This is a genomic window from Phaeobacter sp. SYSU ZJ3003, from assembly GCF_041300735.1.
GTDB classification, from domain to species: Bacteria; Pseudomonadota; Alphaproteobacteria; order Rhodobacterales; family Rhodobacteraceae; genus Phycobacter; species Phycobacter gallaeciensis_A.
On the sequence record NZ_PXNU01000035.1, the window covers coordinates 52,762 to 68,140 of the forward strand.

At 63.2% G+C, this 15,379-nt stretch carries 18 protein-coding genes; 4 read left to right on the top strand and 14 right to left on the bottom strand.

The window, feature by feature from the left end:
- The first annotated feature begins 203 nt into the window (after window positions 1–203).
- The 4 genes from C6W91_RS13945 (at window position 204) to C6W91_RS13960 (ending at window position 4,489) form a co-directional block, all read left to right on the top strand.
- Window positions 204–503 carry a septum formation initiator family protein gene (locus tag C6W91_RS13945; protein WP_065273470.1) on the top strand — a complete coding sequence of 100 codons (300 nt, stop codon included), beginning with the start codon at window positions 204–206 and terminating at the stop codon, window positions 501–503.
- A gap of 232 nt (window positions 504–735) precedes the next feature.
- Complete coding sequence (gene pdhA / locus C6W91_RS13950) at window positions 736–1,749, top strand: pyruvate dehydrogenase (acetyl-transferring) E1 component subunit alpha (RefSeq protein WP_065270396.1); 1,014 nt, start codon at window positions 736–738, stop codon at window positions 1,747–1,749.
- A gap of 16 nt (window positions 1,750–1,765) precedes the next feature.
- On the top strand, window positions 1,766–3,145 hold the full coding sequence (locus tag C6W91_RS13955) for a pyruvate dehydrogenase complex E1 component subunit beta (protein ID WP_274837134.1): 1,380 nt from the start codon (window positions 1,766–1,768) through the stop codon (window positions 3,143–3,145).
- Window positions 3,146–3,157: 12 nt separating this feature from the next.
- Window positions 3,158–4,489, top strand: a complete 1,332-nt coding sequence (locus C6W91_RS13960; RefSeq protein ID WP_274837136.1) for a pyruvate dehydrogenase complex dihydrolipoamide acetyltransferase — start codon at window positions 3,158–3,160, stop codon at window positions 4,487–4,489.
- Between the two features lie 94 nt (window positions 4,490–4,583).
- Here the strand turns inward: C6W91_RS13960 and C6W91_RS13965 are convergent, their stop codons facing one another.
- The 14 genes from C6W91_RS13965 to C6W91_RS14030 form a co-directional block, all read right to left on the bottom strand.
- Window positions 4,584–4,877 carry a DUF1330 domain-containing protein gene (locus C6W91_RS13965; protein ID WP_274837137.1) on the bottom strand — a complete coding sequence of 98 codons (294 nt, stop codon included), beginning with the start codon at window positions 4,875–4,877 and terminating at the stop codon, window positions 4,584–4,586.
- Window positions 4,878–5,067: 190 nt separating this feature from the next.
- Entirely contained in the window at window positions 5,068–5,877 is an 810-nt protein-coding gene (gene cysE, locus C6W91_RS13970) for a serine O-acetyltransferase (RefSeq protein WP_065270400.1), read from the bottom strand.
- A gap of 129 nt (window positions 5,878–6,006) precedes the next feature.
- Window positions 6,007–6,291: a hypothetical protein gene (locus C6W91_RS13975; RefSeq protein WP_274837138.1), complete on the bottom strand. Its 285-nt coding sequence runs from the start codon at window positions 6,289–6,291 to the stop codon at window positions 6,007–6,009.
- Window positions 6,288–10,256, bottom strand: coding sequence for a glycoside hydrolase/phage tail family protein (locus C6W91_RS13980; RefSeq protein WP_370570943.1), 3,969 nt, complete (start codon window positions 10,254–10,256; stop codon window positions 6,288–6,290). The genes C6W91_RS13975 and C6W91_RS13980 overlap by 4 nt, the downstream gene beginning before the upstream one ends.
- Window positions 10,256–10,729: an NlpC/P60 family protein gene (locus C6W91_RS13985; protein WP_274834268.1), complete on the bottom strand. Its 474-nt coding sequence runs from the start codon at window positions 10,727–10,729 to the stop codon at window positions 10,256–10,258. Before C6W91_RS13985 ends, C6W91_RS13980 begins: the two co-directional genes overlap by 1 nt.
- Window positions 10,726–11,613, bottom strand: a complete 888-nt coding sequence (locus C6W91_RS13990; RefSeq protein ID WP_274837140.1) for a DUF2163 domain-containing protein — start codon at window positions 11,611–11,613, stop codon at window positions 10,726–10,728. The genes C6W91_RS13985 and C6W91_RS13990 overlap by 4 nt, the downstream gene beginning before the upstream one ends.
- Window positions 11,613–12,245: a DUF2460 domain-containing protein gene (locus tag C6W91_RS13995; protein ID WP_065270405.1), complete on the bottom strand. Its 633-nt coding sequence runs from the start codon at window positions 12,243–12,245 to the stop codon at window positions 11,613–11,615. The genes C6W91_RS13990 and C6W91_RS13995 overlap by 1 nt, the downstream gene beginning before the upstream one ends.
- Window positions 12,246–12,297: 52 nt before the next feature.
- The gene (locus C6W91_RS14000) at window positions 12,298–12,954 is read right to left on the bottom strand and encodes a phage tail tape measure protein (protein WP_274837141.1); all 657 of its coding nucleotides are present in this window, start codon (window positions 12,952–12,954) and stop codon (window positions 12,298–12,300) included.
- Complete coding sequence (locus C6W91_RS14005) at window positions 12,941–13,156, bottom strand: rcc01693 family protein (RefSeq protein WP_274837142.1); 216 nt, start codon at window positions 13,154–13,156, stop codon at window positions 12,941–12,943. The genes C6W91_RS14000 and C6W91_RS14005 overlap by 14 nt, the downstream gene beginning before the upstream one ends.
- Complete coding sequence (locus C6W91_RS14010; protein WP_274837143.1) at window positions 13,153–13,476, bottom strand: gene transfer agent family protein; 324 nt, start codon at window positions 13,474–13,476, stop codon at window positions 13,153–13,155. Before C6W91_RS14010 ends, C6W91_RS14005 begins: the two co-directional genes overlap by 4 nt.
- 3 nt (window positions 13,477–13,479) lie before the next feature.
- Complete coding sequence (locus C6W91_RS14015; RefSeq protein ID WP_274837144.1) at window positions 13,480–13,893, bottom strand: phage major tail protein, TP901-1 family; 414 nt, start codon at window positions 13,891–13,893, stop codon at window positions 13,480–13,482.
- Between the two features lie 47 nt (window positions 13,894–13,940).
- Window positions 13,941–14,348, bottom strand: coding sequence for a DUF3168 domain-containing protein (locus C6W91_RS14020; RefSeq protein ID WP_274833764.1), 408 nt, complete (start codon window positions 14,346–14,348; stop codon window positions 13,941–13,943).
- A complete protein-coding gene (locus tag C6W91_RS14025; RefSeq protein ID WP_274837145.1) occupies window positions 14,345–14,695 on the bottom strand; it encodes a head-tail adaptor protein in 351 nt (116 codons plus the stop codon). Before C6W91_RS14025 ends, C6W91_RS14020 begins: the two co-directional genes overlap by 4 nt.
- On the bottom strand, window positions 14,692–15,291 hold the full coding sequence (locus C6W91_RS14030; protein WP_274837146.1) for a head-tail connector protein: 600 nt from the start codon (window positions 15,289–15,291) through the stop codon (window positions 14,692–14,694). The genes C6W91_RS14025 and C6W91_RS14030 overlap by 4 nt, the downstream gene beginning before the upstream one ends.
- Window positions 15,292–15,379: the final 88 nt, after the last annotated feature.

Consider the following 15,379-nt stretch of genomic DNA (forward strand, 5'->3'; position numbering starts at 1 on the left):
CTGCGGCCAGAGTCACAGCACTCCCCACAAGCCCTGGCTGCCGTTGCGATCATGACACAGGCGCGGACTGCGAAACAGAAACTGCCCGCGTTAATCATTTTTGGGATTCACAGAGTGATTCGGTTGTGGCATACAGGACGCAGACATCGAAACAATCGGTGCAAAAACAATACTTTGAGCAGTATCATACAGGCAAACTCAACGTGACCCGAAGCAATAAGCCGTCTCTCGGCGCATTCGCCTTCTTCTCCATCGCATTCGCGCTGAGCGCGTATTTTACCTTTGCGGCGGTGCAGGGCGATTTCGGGTTGTTCAGAAGGGTCGAGATCCAGGCAGAAGCCGAAGAGCTTCGTCAGGATCTCGATCTCCTTCAGGCTGACATCGATCGGATGGAAAATCGCACCCGGCGCCTGTCTGATGATTACCTTGATCTGGATCTTCTCGATCAGCAGGCCCGTTCCGTTCTGGGCATGCTGCGCGCCGACGAAATCGTCATTCGCTGATCCAGCACCTGCCTCACAAGGCTTACCCTCCCTTTACCAGTGCATGAAACCGGTTGTTGCTGCAGGCTCTTTGCCGTGCAACCATGGCGTCACGAAGATATGACCGCCCGGAATATGGGATTTTTATGCATTGTTGTGACCCCGCGTCATAAAAGCACTCGCCAGTCACAGCAAAATCGAATATGGATTAGTTTAACACTAAACTATCTGGCTTTGAGGGGAGTCCGCCATCATGGCTGCTAGGAAAAGCACCAAGAAACCAAATGTTTCCGCCGAAGACCTGACCCGCCACTATCGCGAAATGCTTCTGATCCGCCGATTCGAGGAAAAGGCCGGTCAGCTTTATGGCATGGGTCTGATCGGGGGCTTCTGTCACCTCTACATCGGCCAGGAAGCCGTCGTGGTCGGTCTGGAGGCCGCCGCGGAGGAAGGCGACAAGCGCATCACATCCTACCGCGACCACGGCCATATGTTGGCCTGTGGCATGGACCCGGATGGCGTCATGGCCGAGCTGACTGGTCGCGAGGGCGGCTACTCCAAGGGCAAAGGCGGCTCCATGCACATGTTCTCGAAAGAGAAGCATTTCTATGGTGGCCACGGTATCGTCGGCGCGCAGGTACCTCTGGGTGCCGGGCTTGCCTTTGCCGATAAATACAAGGGCAACGGCCGCGTAACCTTTGCCTATTTCGGCGATGGCGCCGCCAACCAGGGCCAGATCTACGAGACCTTCAACATGGCCGCGCTGTGGCAGCTGCCGGTGGTCTTTGTTATCGAGAACAACCAATACGCCATGGGCACCGCCCAGGCCCGGTCGACCTCCACGCCCGAGTTGTTCACCCGCGGCGAGGCCTTTGGCATTCCCGGCGAAGCGGTGGATGGCATGAACGTGCTGACCGTCAAGGACGCAGGCGAACGCGCCGTGGCCCACTGCCGCGCGGGCAAAGGTCCCTATATCCTTGAGGTGAAGACCTATCGTTATCGCGGCCACTCGATGTCGGACCCGGCCAAGTACCGGACCCGCGAAGAAGTCCAAAAGATGCGCAGCGAACGCGACCCGATCGAACAGGTCCGCGAAATGCTGCTGACCGGCAAGCACGCCAGCGAAGACGATCTCAAGGCGATCGACAAAGAGATCAAGGACATCGTCAACAAGTCTGCCGATTTCTCCAAGGAAAGCCCTGAGCCCGCCCTGGATGAGCTGTGGACCGATATCTACGCCGACGAAATTCCGCAGAAGAGCGCCTGAGGGAGAGATCAAGACTATGGCAACTGAAATTCTGATGCCCGCCCTGTCGCCGACCATGGAGGAAGGCACGCTGGCCAAATGGCTGGTCAAGGAAGGCGATACCGTGAATTCCGGCGATATCCTCGCCGAGATTGAAACCGACAAGGCGACGATGGAGTTCGAAGCCGTCGACGAAGGCGTGATCGGCAAGATTCTGATCGCCGAAGGCAGCGAAGGTGTGAAGGTGAATACCGCCATCGCCGTGCTGCTCGCCGAGGGCGAAAGCGCCGATGACATCGCCGACGCGGCGCCTGCCGCCAAGGTAGAAGCGCCGACCGCAGAGGCACCTGCGGCGCCCGCTCCGGCCGCCGCTGCTGCCGCGCCCCAAGAGGCCCCGCAGGTGGACGAAACACCGGATTGGCCCCAGGGCACCGCGCTCAAGCAGCAGACCGTGCGCGAGGCGCTGCGCGATGCCATGGCCGAGGAAATGCGCGGTAGCGAAGACGTCTACCTGATGGGCGAGGAAGTCGCCGAATATCAGGGCGCTTACAAGATCTCGCAGGGCCTTCTGGATGAATTCGGCGCCAAGCGCGTCATCGACACGCCGATCACCGAACACGGCTTTGCCGGGATCGCCGTGGGGTCGGCCTTTGGCGGGCTGAAGCCGATCGTCGAATTCATGACCTTCAACTTTGCCATGCAGGCGATCGACCAGATCATCAACTCGGCCGCCAAGACGCTCTATATGTCCGGCGGACAGATGGGCTGCCCTATCGTGTTCCGCGGCCCCAACGGCGCCGCCGCCCGCGTGGGCGCCCAGCACAGCCAGGACTATGCCGCCTGGTACATGCAGATCCCGGGCCTGAAGGTCGCCATGCCCTATTCCGCCTCTGATGCGAAGGGCCTACTGAAATCCGCGATCCGTGATCCCAACCCGGTGATCTTCCTGGAGAATGAGATCCTCTATGGCCGCTCCTTCGATGTGCCTGACATGGATGACTACACCGTTCCCTTTGGCAAGGCGCGCATCTGGCGGACCGGCGACGATGTCACCATCGTCTCCTTCGGAATCGGCATGCAATACGCGCTCGAAGCGGCGGACAAGCTGGCCGAAGAGGGCATCAATGCCGAGGTGATCGACCTGCGCACCCTGCGTCCGATGGACCTGCCCACGGTGATCAAATCGGTGATGAAGACCAACCGCCTTGTCACCGTCGAAGAAGGCTGGCCGCAGGGTTCCGTCGGCAGCTACATCGCCTCCGAAGTGATGCAGCAGGCGTTTGATTACCTTGATGCGCCCATCGTCACCTGCACCGGCAAGGACGTGCCGATGCCCTATGCCGCAAACCTCGAAAAACACGCGCTGGTTACCACGGATGAGGTAATCGCCGCCGTGAAACAAGTGACCTACCGGTAAGGAGAGACAGCGATGCCCACAGAAATCCTGATGCCCGCCCTCTCTCCCACCATGGAGGAAGGCACGCTGGCGAAATGGCTGGTCAAGGAAGGCGACACCGTCGCCTCTGGCGATCTTCTGGCCGAGATTGAAACCGACAAGGCCACGATGGAATTCGAAGCCGTCGACGAAGGCGTCATCGGCAAAATCCTGGTGCCTGAAGGCAGCGAAGGGGTGAAGGTCAATACCGCCATCGCCGTTCTGCTCGCCGATGGTGAAAGCGCTGATGACGTGGACGCAGCGCCTGCCGCGAAGCCGGAAGTTTCCGCGCCAGAAACCGGCGTTGGAAACGATAATGGCGGCCCCAAGGAAGTCCCGCCCCCCAAGACGGCGCCCTCTTCCCCTGCCCCGGCTGCGCCTGCCGCCGCCGACGGCAGCCGCATCTTTGCTTCGCCTCTGGCGCGGCGCATTGCGGCAGACAAAGGGCTGGATCTGGCTGCGATCAGCGGCTCCGGCCCGCGCGGTCGCATCGTCAAAGCCGACGTCGAAGGCGCTACAGCAGCACCAAAGGCCGAGGCCCAGCCTGCCGCTGCCCCGGCAACCGCCGCTCCGGCTGCTGCTGCCGCGCCTGATGGTCCTTCTGCGGATGGCGTGGCCAAAATGTACGAAGGTCGCGATTACGAAGAGGTCAAGCTCGACGGTATGCGCAAGACCATCGCCGCGCGCCTGAGCGAAGCAAAACAAACCATCCCGCATTTCTACCTGCGCCGGGATATCCAGCTGGATGCGTTGCTGAAATTCCGCGGTGAGCTGAACAAACAGTTGGAAGGACGCGGCGTGAAGCTGTCGGTCAACGACTTCATCATCAAGGCCGTGGCTCTTGCGCTGCAATCTGTGCCCGAAGCGAATGCCGTCTGGGCCGGTGACCGCGTACTGCAGATGAAAGCCTCGGACGTGGCGGTTGCCGTCGCCATCGAAGGCGGTCTGTTCACGCCCGTGCTGCAAGACGCCGACATGAAGTCACTCTCCAGCCTGTCGACCGAGATGAAGGACCTGGCCACCCGCGCCCGCGACCGAAAACTGGCGCCGCATGAATACCAGGGCGGCTCCTTTGCGATCTCCAACCTCGGCATGTTCGGCATCGACAATTTCGACGCCATCGTGAACCCGCCCCATGCAGGCATCCTCGCGGTTGGCTCTGGCGTGAAAAAACCGGTTGTCGGTGCCGATGGCGAGCTGAAGGTCGCCACGGTGATGAGCGTCACCATGTCCGTCGATCACCGCGTTATCGATGGCGCGCTTGGGGCGAACCTCCTGGCCGCCATCGTCGAGAACCTGGAAAACCCGATGGTCATGCTGGCCTGATCCCGGGTGCTATTCCTATCACACCAAACAGGGGCCGGGCTGAAACGTCCGGCCCTTTTGCATCCTGCAGCCCGGTGCTGGCGCCCAAAACAGCCTAGGCGAGCTTGTCGACCAGAATGGCATTCAGCGTTGATCCGGTTCGACGCAGGATCGCAAGCCTTTGAAACTCATCCGAATTCCAGAACCGTTGCGCATGGGCACGGTCGGGAAACTCAAGGATGAAAGCCGCATCGGGCAGCGGGTCGCTGCCTTCCATCATCTCCGGCTCGCCGCCCCGGACCAGAAACTCGCCGCTATGCGCCTCAACCACTTTGGGGATTTTGGCAAAATACTCCTCCATCCAGTCGCGGCTGTGGATTTGCATCTGCCCGATAATAAACGCTGTCATGCTGTAACCTCCCAGACCAGCAACACTGGGCGAAAAGGCTAATGGCAAATCACCTCTGCACCAAACCTTCCCGGCAAGCAGGCGGAGGAAATACCCTGCCGAAACACCGGGCCTTGCAGACCATAAAAACAAAAACGGGGCGGCTTCCATTTGGAAGGCGCCCCGCTCCGTGCCCCTTACGGAGCCTGAATTACTCGCCGCTGGCCAGAACCTGGTTCATGCTGACCGAAGGCTGATCGCAACCAGCCTCACCAACGATCTTGGCCGGGACGCCTGCCACCGTCTTGCACGGGGGGACATCGTTCAGAACGACAGAACCGGCAGCAATGCGGCTGCAGTGGCCGATGCGGATATTGCCGAGCACCTTGGCTCCGGCACCGATCAGCACGCCATCCTCGATCTTGGGGTGACGGTCCTCTTCTTCCTTGCCGGTGCCGCCCAGTGTCACAGAATGCAGCATCGACACGTTGTCGCCAACCACGGCGGTTTCACCGATCACGATGGAGTGGGCGTGGTCGATCATGATGCCCTGGCCGATCTTTGCAGCCGGGTGAATGTCGACGCCGAAGATCTCCGAAATCCGCATCTGGAAGAAATAGGCCAGATCGTAATCGCCCTGTTTCCACAACCAGTGCCCAACCCGATAGGCCTGAACGGCTTGGTAGCCCTTGAAGTACAGGATCGGCTGCAAAAGCCGGTGGCAGGCCGGATCGCGTTCATAGACCGCCATCAGATCGGCCCGCGCCGCTGCAATCAGCGACGGGTCGGAGGCATAGGCTGCATCGACGATCTCGCGCAGAATCACCATCGACATCTCGTTCGAGCACAGCTTGGCCGCCACGCGATAAGACAGCGCCTTTTCGATGGTTGGATGGTGCAGGATGCAGGCGTGAATCAGACCGCCCATCAGGGGCTGTTTATCAACGGCCTCCTGCGCTTCGGTTGCGATGCGGTCCCAGACAGGGTCCAGCGGAGTAACGGCTTTGCGTGTCTTGATCATGGTGAGGCATCCTTTTCTCACATCAGACTACGTATCTAACGCAAGTTTGGCCAAACGCAAATTTGTGAAGAGAAGTATTTTCATCATGAATGGATCGCGGGGCAGACGTCCCATGCGTGGCGCACAGGCTTACCCTATTCGCCCATGCACGGCGCGCAGGACCCGGATCGTGCAAGCAAGGTATTCGGCATCATCGAGCGGTGGCTCATCCGCCAGCGGAAACAGCCGTGCTGCCGCGCTGAGCGTGCCATCGCCCCACCTGGGGTGCAGCCCCATGCCCTGCTCCATATGGGCACAGGCCCGCGCGGCCCCCGCAAACAGGCAGGCACAAAGGCGGGTGCGCTTTGCCTCGGGGACATGCAACAGCGCGCGGGCGGCGGAGGAGATATCACCCGGCAAGACGGGCCGCCTCATATCAGCGCCGCCCCGGCCGCAAGCCCGGCGCCGAACCGGTCAGAAACCTGCGCCACCTCAATCCGGTCCCCGGGCAATGCCCCATCCGCCACCTGCATCACCGCCGAGTAACTCCAGCCCGGCGCAGATAGGGTCTCTTCCCGCAGAACCACGGGTCCGCGCAGGACGCGCAGCAGATATTCCTCACGCGCCTCTCCCAGCGGTACCTCCTGCAGATCCCAGCTGTCACCCTCGATCCGAGTGCGGCGGATCCAGCTGACCTGTATCGCCCCGCCCAGCGCGCCCTCTAGGCGCAGATGCACTGGCGCATAGGGGCGCAGGCCGTTGCCGTCAATGGCCTCGATCCGGTGCACATAGCTTGGGTCGTCATAGCCTCGGCGCGCGGGTCCGATCCGGTAGTGACGCGCCCTTCGCCGCTGCGCCAGCGGCAGGTCGAGCTGGCGCAGGGTATCATCCAGCAGCACCACGAATGAACCTTCAGGCCAGATATCAGGCATCAGCCCATCGCTGCCCAGCTGGCCGCGCAAACGCCCGCGCAGTAGATAGGTCTCGGGGGCCACCAGTTCGGCACTGCGGAACTGGAAAATCTCCCAATTGCCATTGCTGCCATCGCCGATTGCAGCCGCATTGGCCCCGTTCAGCACCGCCAGCATATCGCGGCTTTGCAACTGCCCGAAGATCAGCTTGACCTGCAGGTCGGCGCCCAGGTCCCAGCGCCCGACCGGCCCGCGCAGCAAGGGCGTCTGGGTGATCCCGACGACCGACCGGGCTGCGATCACCTCTTCCAGTGTGTAGCCCTCGTCGGCCTGGGCGCCATAGACCGCGACACTGCCTGGCCAGGGCTGGGCGGTAATGGCCAGATGCGGCGCATGCGGGGTTTCCTCGCCCGTCAGCAAGGGCAGGTCCATGAACAGCGGCAGCACCGGCACGGGCGCTGCGAATTCATTGATGCCGGGCAGCTCCTCGGTGCTGGGGGATGGGATATAGACACCGGGATCGATCCGCACCGCCTCTACCAGCTGCGCTTCGGCCATGTCGATACGATCCACCCGGTAAAGGGCGGGCGCGGCCTCGGCGCTCTCACTGCCCTGCCCCGAGGTCTCCCCCTCAGTGCCGGAGTCAGCAAACGGCAGGGCAACCACATCCCCCACCGCAATATCCAGCCGCGATGGAGGTAGCACAAAGCGCGCGCTGTCGCGGGCGATGCGGGCCTCGATCAACCAGCGCTCGGCGATCTGGCGCGCTTCGGCGCGGGTGAGCACCATCGGCAGGTCGTGCTGGCCTACCGCATGGGTCACCTGATCGGGCAGAACCGCCTCTTGTGCGGCGAGATCGTAATTGGCGCCCCATTCGGCATAGCGCAACCGTACCCTGCCCGTCAGCTCGGCCTCGGCGGCGCGCTGATGGGCGATGTCTCCTTCCACCTCGGAGCTGTCGACCAAATGCTGCGGCTCCAGCAGACACGCATCGGTGCCCGTGCGTGGCAGGAAGCGCAGGAGCCCATCCTGTTCGATCACATCAAAGCCATGGCGCAGCATCAGTGGTTGCAGCGCGGCGCGGGCAGTCTCTGTTCCCTCAAGGCTATAGCCATGCACGATCCCGTAAAGCGAGCTGACATCAGTCTCGCTCACTCCGGAGCGGTCGCAGATCTCACTCACCACCGACGACAGCGTGCGCTGGCCGACACGCCCGTTCAACCAGTGCCCCCTTAGGTAATTCTCCCCATCACTCCAGACGTCGCTCGCGGCGGGAAAGGCCGGAAAGGGCCGCGCGTCCCAGGCCCAGACATAGGCGTTATCCATATCCAGCATCGGCGCGTCATATTCTGCCGAGATGGGGTTGTTGGCCGGATCACTCCAATACCCCAGCAATGCGCGCAGGTATTGCAGCTGCATCAGGTCGTCCCGTTGGCCATTGGAATACTTCGGCAGTCTCGATTCCGAGCTTTTGGGATCAAGGAACTTGTTCGGCTGATTGGTGCCCCTATCAATGGCGGCGCAGCCAAGTTCCGTGAACCAGATCGGTTTGCTTTGCGGCTCCCACGCCGTGGGCAGCGGCTGACGCACGCCGCCGATCCGTTCGTGATGGGGATGGCCCCACCAGTTGCGCAGATCCTTGTAGCGCCAGATCCAGGGTTCCTGATGGGCGCCATCGGTGATTGGGGTGCGGATCTGGGCGCCTTCGGCCTCGGGCGAGTGGTAATACCAATCGTAGCCTTCGCCCCCCTCGATATTGCCACGTAGGTAATCCAGATCATAGATCGCAGGCACTCCGGCTTGGGCGTCCAGATGGTCCGTTCCCTGTCGCCAATCGGACAGCGGCATGTAATTGTCGATCCCGATGAAATCCACCTCCGCATCGGCCCAAAGGGGATCCAGGTGGAAATAGCGGTCACCTTCCGGGCTTTGGTAGCCCCAGTATTCCGACCAATCGGCCGCATAGCCGATCTTGACCTCCGCCCCCAGGATCTGGCGTACCTCGGCGGCCAGCGCCCGCAGGGCCGCCACAGCTGGGAAACCGCTGGCGCCCCGGATCTGGGTCAGCCCCCGCATTTCCGAACTGATGCAAAAGGCCGCCACCCCGCCCGCCGCGGCGCAAAGCGCGGCATTGTGCAGAATGAAGCGTCTCAGCCCCCAGTCTTCGGGTCCACTATAGGTGACCGTGCCATCGCCGATGGTGAAATCACTGGCCGAGGCCTGCCCCATGAAGGCGGCGACTTCGGCAGCGGCAGCGGCGCTTTGATCCGGGCTACCTGCGCGCCCCGGCGCCACCGACAGTGTGATGCGGCCCCGCCAGGGCAGATGCGGCTGGTCCGGATTATCGCTCCATGGATCCGGCAGACCGTTGCCTTGGGCCTGATCCATCAGGATGAAGGGATAGAACATCACCCGCTGCCCGGCGGCATTCAGCGCCTTGATTGCCTCCACCACCGCCGCATCGGCCGGGGTGCCGCCATAAAGGGGGTTACGCTCTTCGTCCTTCAGCACCTCCGCGGCGCTGCTGCGATCCGCTCCTGAGACCTGCCAGGGCATTCCGACGCCCTCGGCCAATTTCTGCTCCACCTTGGGTTTGATCTGGCACTCCCCGCAGCGCAGGTCATCACCAAACCAGGACACGATCAGCGAGGTCGCCTTGCAGGTTGGCAACTCCTCCTCCAGCGCTGCAAGCGAGGTCAGAAGGTCTGTTTGCCCCGAGGGCGAGTGGATATTGGCGGCGCGCATATCACCGGGCCCACCGGAGTAGTTCACCGCGCTGCTGGCCAGCGCATATTCGCCTGTCCCCGGCATCAGCGCCACGCCCCGCACCAACTGCGCCGGATCAAGGTCGAACTCGGCACCGCCAGGCTGCGCGCCACGTATCACCTCAAACGAGAACTGCGGCACCCGGTTGCCAAAGCCATCCAGCGCGATGTTCTCCATCACCACATAGGCGGTACCGCGATAGGCAGGCACCCTGCCTGCGCCCTCGATGGCCTCCATCACCGGATCGGGCGCTTGATCCGGGGTGCCGCGATAGACCGTCATGTTGAGATCCAGCGGCGAGACTTCCTCCCCATCGGCCCAGACCCGCGGCACCGAGGCGATCTCCCCTTCGCAAAGGGCAATCGCCAGCGAGACCGAATAGCTGTAGCGCGTGACGCTGGGCTGCCTTGGCCCGCCCTTGCCGCCACCCGTGGTGGTGGTACTTTCCTGAAAGTCAGAAGCCCAGATCACCTGCCCGCCAATACGGGTGCGGCCCAGAACCTGCGCGATGGGTTGGCCTTCGCTGGCCTGGGTCAGGCGGAACTGGCTGACCTTGCCGGTTTCCACCGGGTCCGACCCGGCGCCAAGCAACCGTTCGTCAATGGCCCGCCCCAGCGTTGCGCCCACCGCCCGGCCAATCGCCACCGAGGACAGCCCCGCGACCGTGCCACCCACGGCCCCGCCGATTGCGGCGCCCGCCGCAGAAAGAAGAATGGTCGCCATCAACTCACCTCATCGGGAAATGCAAAACGCGCCACGATGCGGCGCTGCCAGGGGCCGGTCAGCGCGCTCTCAACGACGCCGCGCGCGCTATAGGCATGAATGAAACGGGGCTGCCCCTGTGGCACCTCTGGCGCGCCCGTTGCGGATTGAATGCCAAGGTGTTTGGCCACGGCCCCGGCGCGCATGCGAAACAACAAGACATCGCCGACCTCGCAGGCGGAGAGCGGTTTTGCCCGCAGATAACGCAGGGCCGCCTGCCAGAGGCGTTCCTCGGCCTGCGGTTCGGACCAGTCCATCGTATAAGGCGGCAGCGGCGCCGGTTCCTGCCCGCAGCGTGCCCGCCAGATCCCCCGGATCAACCCCAGGCAATCGCAGCCCGCACCCCGGCAACTGGCCTGATGCACATAGGGCGTGCCAATCCAGTCCCGAGCAGCCTTGGCAATATCCGCGCCTGTCACCCTTCCGCCCGTCATCGGCGGCTGCCGCCGGTATTGGCGCCGGTGGAGCGCGGCACCGACATCACCCAGTCCTCTCCGGGGATATCTGGAAAGCCCTGAAAGTTGATGAGGTTGTTGAATTTGAAGCGGCAGGTCTCCATCCGCTTGTCACAGCCCGCATCAAGCCGCAGTAGATCACCAGGCGCCACCGGCGCGCGCAGCGGCTCCCACAGTTCGATCAGGCGGCCCGTGGCATCGCTGCGGTCCTGTTTGATCGCACTCCAAAGCCCCTCAGCCGTGCCCGTCAGCACCGTCAGGCGCCCACGGGTAAACCAATCGGGTTCAAAGCCTGCCAGATCCTTCCAATAGAACAGGCGGCCTTCCTCGTTGCACTCGACCAAGCGGGTCTCGCTATAGCCGGGCAAGTCCAGATCGAAGCGGCAGGTGTCATCGCCCAGAACCGCGCTGCAAGGTTTCTGATAGACCCGGCCCAGCGGGCGGTTCAGTGCCTCGCTCAGCCCGCGTAGCTCGGCCTCAAAGGCACTGCCCGCGCGGCGCAGCTCTCCGATCGATCCGCGAAACTGCAGCCAGCGCAGCGACAGGTCCTGCCAGTTCACCAGCCAGCAGCGCATATCCGCCGCATCAAACCGTCCCGCCTCGATATCCTCGGCCCGCAGCGTGGTATCGGACAGCGCCCCCAGCGCCTCGGTATTGTCCACCGACAGGCCCGTCGCCTGTTGCAACGCTCGTGCGGTCAGCCCGCTGCCCGCCTTGAACGTCATCCCATCAAATGCCAGATCACAGTCGTGGTCGGTAAAGCCAAAGAATTCGCCATCCCGGCAGGTCAGTCCCCAGGCCCGGCACAGTGTTGTCACCCCAGTGGCGAGGTGCTCCAGAAAAGGTTGCGACGGCCCGGCCATCAGATCCGCACCTCCACAATCGGCACATCCGGCACATCGCCCGCCTGAAAGGAGGCGACGCTGGTCAGGATCTGATCGGTGTCAAACCGCACCGGCACATCGAATTCAAAGCCCGCGACGACCTCCAGCCCGGCCTCGGGCGGATAGGCCAGCGTGATTTCACCCGTCGCGGTGTCGAGTTCGTAATCGACGCTCTCGCGCAATTCCTCCTGCTTCAGGCCCACGCGCACCGTTCCCGCCACCGGTTTGGCAATCGGGCGATGGTAGAGCGAGGTGCCGGAGCGATAGGACTTCACCAGTTGGAAGCGCGTAGTCTGCCCATCGCCGGTGCCGATCACCTCGTCCCGGAAATCGACCTCTGCGCTGGCGCGGGCCGATTTGTAATCCGACCAGTCCTTCCAGCGAAAGCCGTACATCTGCCCCTGACGGGCCTCGAAAAAGGCAATCAGAACCTCGATGTCCTCAAGCGAGCGCAGACCAAGCCCGGCATCATAGCGGCGCCGCGAATGCGCCCAGGGGGTGTTGCGCTCCTCATGGCCATTGGCGAGCGAGACGATATCAGTGCGCCGCTGCGGACCGCCGACCGAGCCGAAGCTGAGCGAGGCGGGAAATCGGACATCGTGGAAATTCATCGGAATACCCCCTTTTGGGATCTGTCGTTGGGTAGATCAGGCGGCGCGCAGATCAGCGATTGCGGTTGCCACGCGACAGGGCGCGGGACAGGCGCGCGGCGATCTGCCCTTCGCTGCGGCGGAACCCGGCCACATCCGGAGTGGTAATGTTCATCACCACCTGCGTTCCGCCGCTGCCGGAACTGGTGACGCCAAGCGATCCGTCGGCGGTGCGGCGCAGTGGCAAGATCGCCTCTGGCCCCGCTTCGCCCATCAATCCGGTGCCGCCGCGCATGGGAAACATCGTGGCGCCGCTAACCACGCCGCCCCGGGCAAAGGGCATCACCCGCCCCTGCGAAAAGGCAGCGCCATCGGCAAAGGGCAGTATGTCACTGACCAGATTGCCAACACCGCTGGCCAGCAGCCCGCCCACATGATCGGTGACCGGGCGAATAGCGGCGTTATAGCTGGTTCGGATCATCGAACGCGCAACGGTATCCAGCGCGTCCGACAGGCTCTTGCCATCAAACACCACGCCTTCAAAGGCGCGGCGCAGCCCGCGCGACATGCCGCGTTCAAGGCTTTGCACATCCTTGCCCGTCGCGGCAAAGGCCTGGCGCACCCGGCGCAATTCCGTGTCGAAACTGGCCGCCATGCCGGCGGCATCCCCCAGCGCGTCGCCCAATGCCTCGCTGCGCAGTTCCAGTTCGGCGATTTCACTCTCCGCCATGGTCAGGGTCCTTTGCTTTCGGAGTATCGGGAAAGGCTGCGATCAGATCCTCAAGCCCTGCACGGTCCAGCGCCCCGCCAGCGCCCGCAGGAGTCAGCATCAACCGCAACTCGGCCGGGGTCAGGCGCCAGAAGGTATCGGGGCTAAGGCGCAGACCAACCAGGCCGACACGCATCAACGCGGGCCAGTCAAAGCCGCTCATGCCTCTGTTCCGGGAAGCGAGAAACTGCCCACCAGCAGCTGCGCCGCCACCCGCGCTGCACCCATCGGTCCCGCCGCGATATCGGCCTGGGCCAGTTCCTCGGTGCTTAAGGAATTGCCGCCGCCCTCAAGACCCGCCACCAGCAGGGCAAGGATATCGCGGGCGGAAAACCGCCCCGCTTCGAACCGTTGCACCAGATCGACGAGGCTTCCCTCTGCAAGGCTTTGCTCCAGCCCGGCCAGGGCGCCAAGGGTCAGCTTCAGCACGTAAGGCGCGCCGTTGATGGTGATTTCCACCTCGCCTCTGTAGGGGTTCGCCATGGGTCACACCGCGGTAAAGCTGAGCATCCCGGCGCTGGCCAGCGCCAGCTCGTAGGTTGCCTCGCCATTGTGGGTGCCCGCATAATCCAGCGAGGTCACCTGAAACGGGCCTTCGATGATGCCGAAATCGGGGATCACCACCTGAAAATCCGGGGTGATACCGTCAAAGAACAGCTGCCGCGCCCGCTCATCCGTGCCCGCATCGCGAAACACCCCAGAGCCCGAGATATTGGCCGAGCGCACCCCGGCGCCAGAAAGGCGCTCGCGCCAGCCGCCCTGGCTTTCAAGGCTGGTCACATCGACGCTTTCGGCGTTGAAACTGATGCGGGTGGCGCGCAGCCCCGCGATGGAATCGAATTGCCCATCGCCGGTCATATCCACCTTGATCAATAGATCCTTGCCATTCTGTGCACCCATGAGGTCACTCCACTGTTGTCTGAATTAAAGAACCGGCAGAGCAGCATTCAGCTGTCTTCGACCCGGGCGGAAAACCGCAATACGATGCTACGCCCGCCGCCACTGAGCCGCTGTGCCGCGGCACGGTCGAACCAGAGGCCCACCAGCCGCCCCCGGCTGAGCAGCAGCGGCGCATCGCTCAATGCATCACAAACCGCCGCCGCCACGGATTTTGCATGGGCAAATCCGGCGGTGTCAGAAAACACACTGACCGTGAACCGGTGCCGCGCCCCGGCCCCTGTGGCATCCGAACGGTCCTCGACCTCCTCTGGCCCCAGAGCCACGTAGGTCTGTGGCAGGGTACCCGATGGCAGCGCATCATAAAGATCGCTGCCGATGAGAGCGCTTAGCGCCGGGTCCGCCAGCAGATGCTGATAGACCGCGGCCTGCAGCGCGGCGGAAATAGCATAGCTCATGCGCCCAGCTCCTCTACCGCGAAACAGGTCAGATAGCGCGCGCCGGGGTCCGCTTCGCTCACCGCGTCTATGCGAAACCGGCGGGTACCTTCGCGAAGCCGCTGATCAGGACGCGGCCGCGCCGTCGCCCCCACGGGGGCGGCCCGCACAGTGATGCGATAGCGTTGCAGCGACAGGCTGCCGCCCTGCTGGTCTGCGTTACGCCCGCTGAGCGCCGTGACCTCGGCCCAGAGGGTGCCAAGCGCGCTCCAGCTTTCGACATATCCGCCCGCGCCATCGGGCAGACGCCGCGGGTCCTCCAGCACCAACTGCCGGGACAGATGCGGACGGCGCGACGCCGCAGTCATTGCACCGCCCCCAGGGACAGGCGTATGGCGCGATAGCGTTCGATAAGGCTGGTGACACCAAATGGCATGCAACCGCCGTGCAGGCCGGTATCCCCGCGGTATTCGTAGTAATGCGCCGCCAGCATCAGAACCGCCTGCGCCAGATCGGCAGGCAAGCCGCCCCAATCCGGCGCCAACCCGGCCTCGAAACTGACCCGCACCGAACCGCCCTTGGCCACGATGGGCAGGAACCCGCGCTGCGGACAGAGTCTGGGATGGTGGGTGTCGCGCTCCAGCCGGTAGAGTGCAGGGTCCACGATCATTTCGCCGCCCTCAGCATCCCGCATCACGATCTCGGTCACCGAGGTCACCGGCGCGACCGGCAGAACCTCTGCCTCTGCGTTGCGCCAGCGCGTCTGCTCCCAGGTGAAACTGCGTGTTATCAGTATCTTTCCAGTCCGCGCCTCGATGGCAGAGAGAGCCGCACGCAAGAACCCGTTCAGAACACCATCCTGAAGGCTGTCTTCGGGAAACCCGGTGCCCAGTCGCAGGTGCGCCTTGAAGGCCTCCAGCGGCAAGGCGCTGTCCGGCAGCGGCGCCACATCGGTCAATATCATCACATTTCTCCGCACTTCCCGGCGTCCTCATGGCTTTGTCTCATCGGCTGCAGCGGGCGCACATCCTCCCTGCCGCTCGGACGGAGGG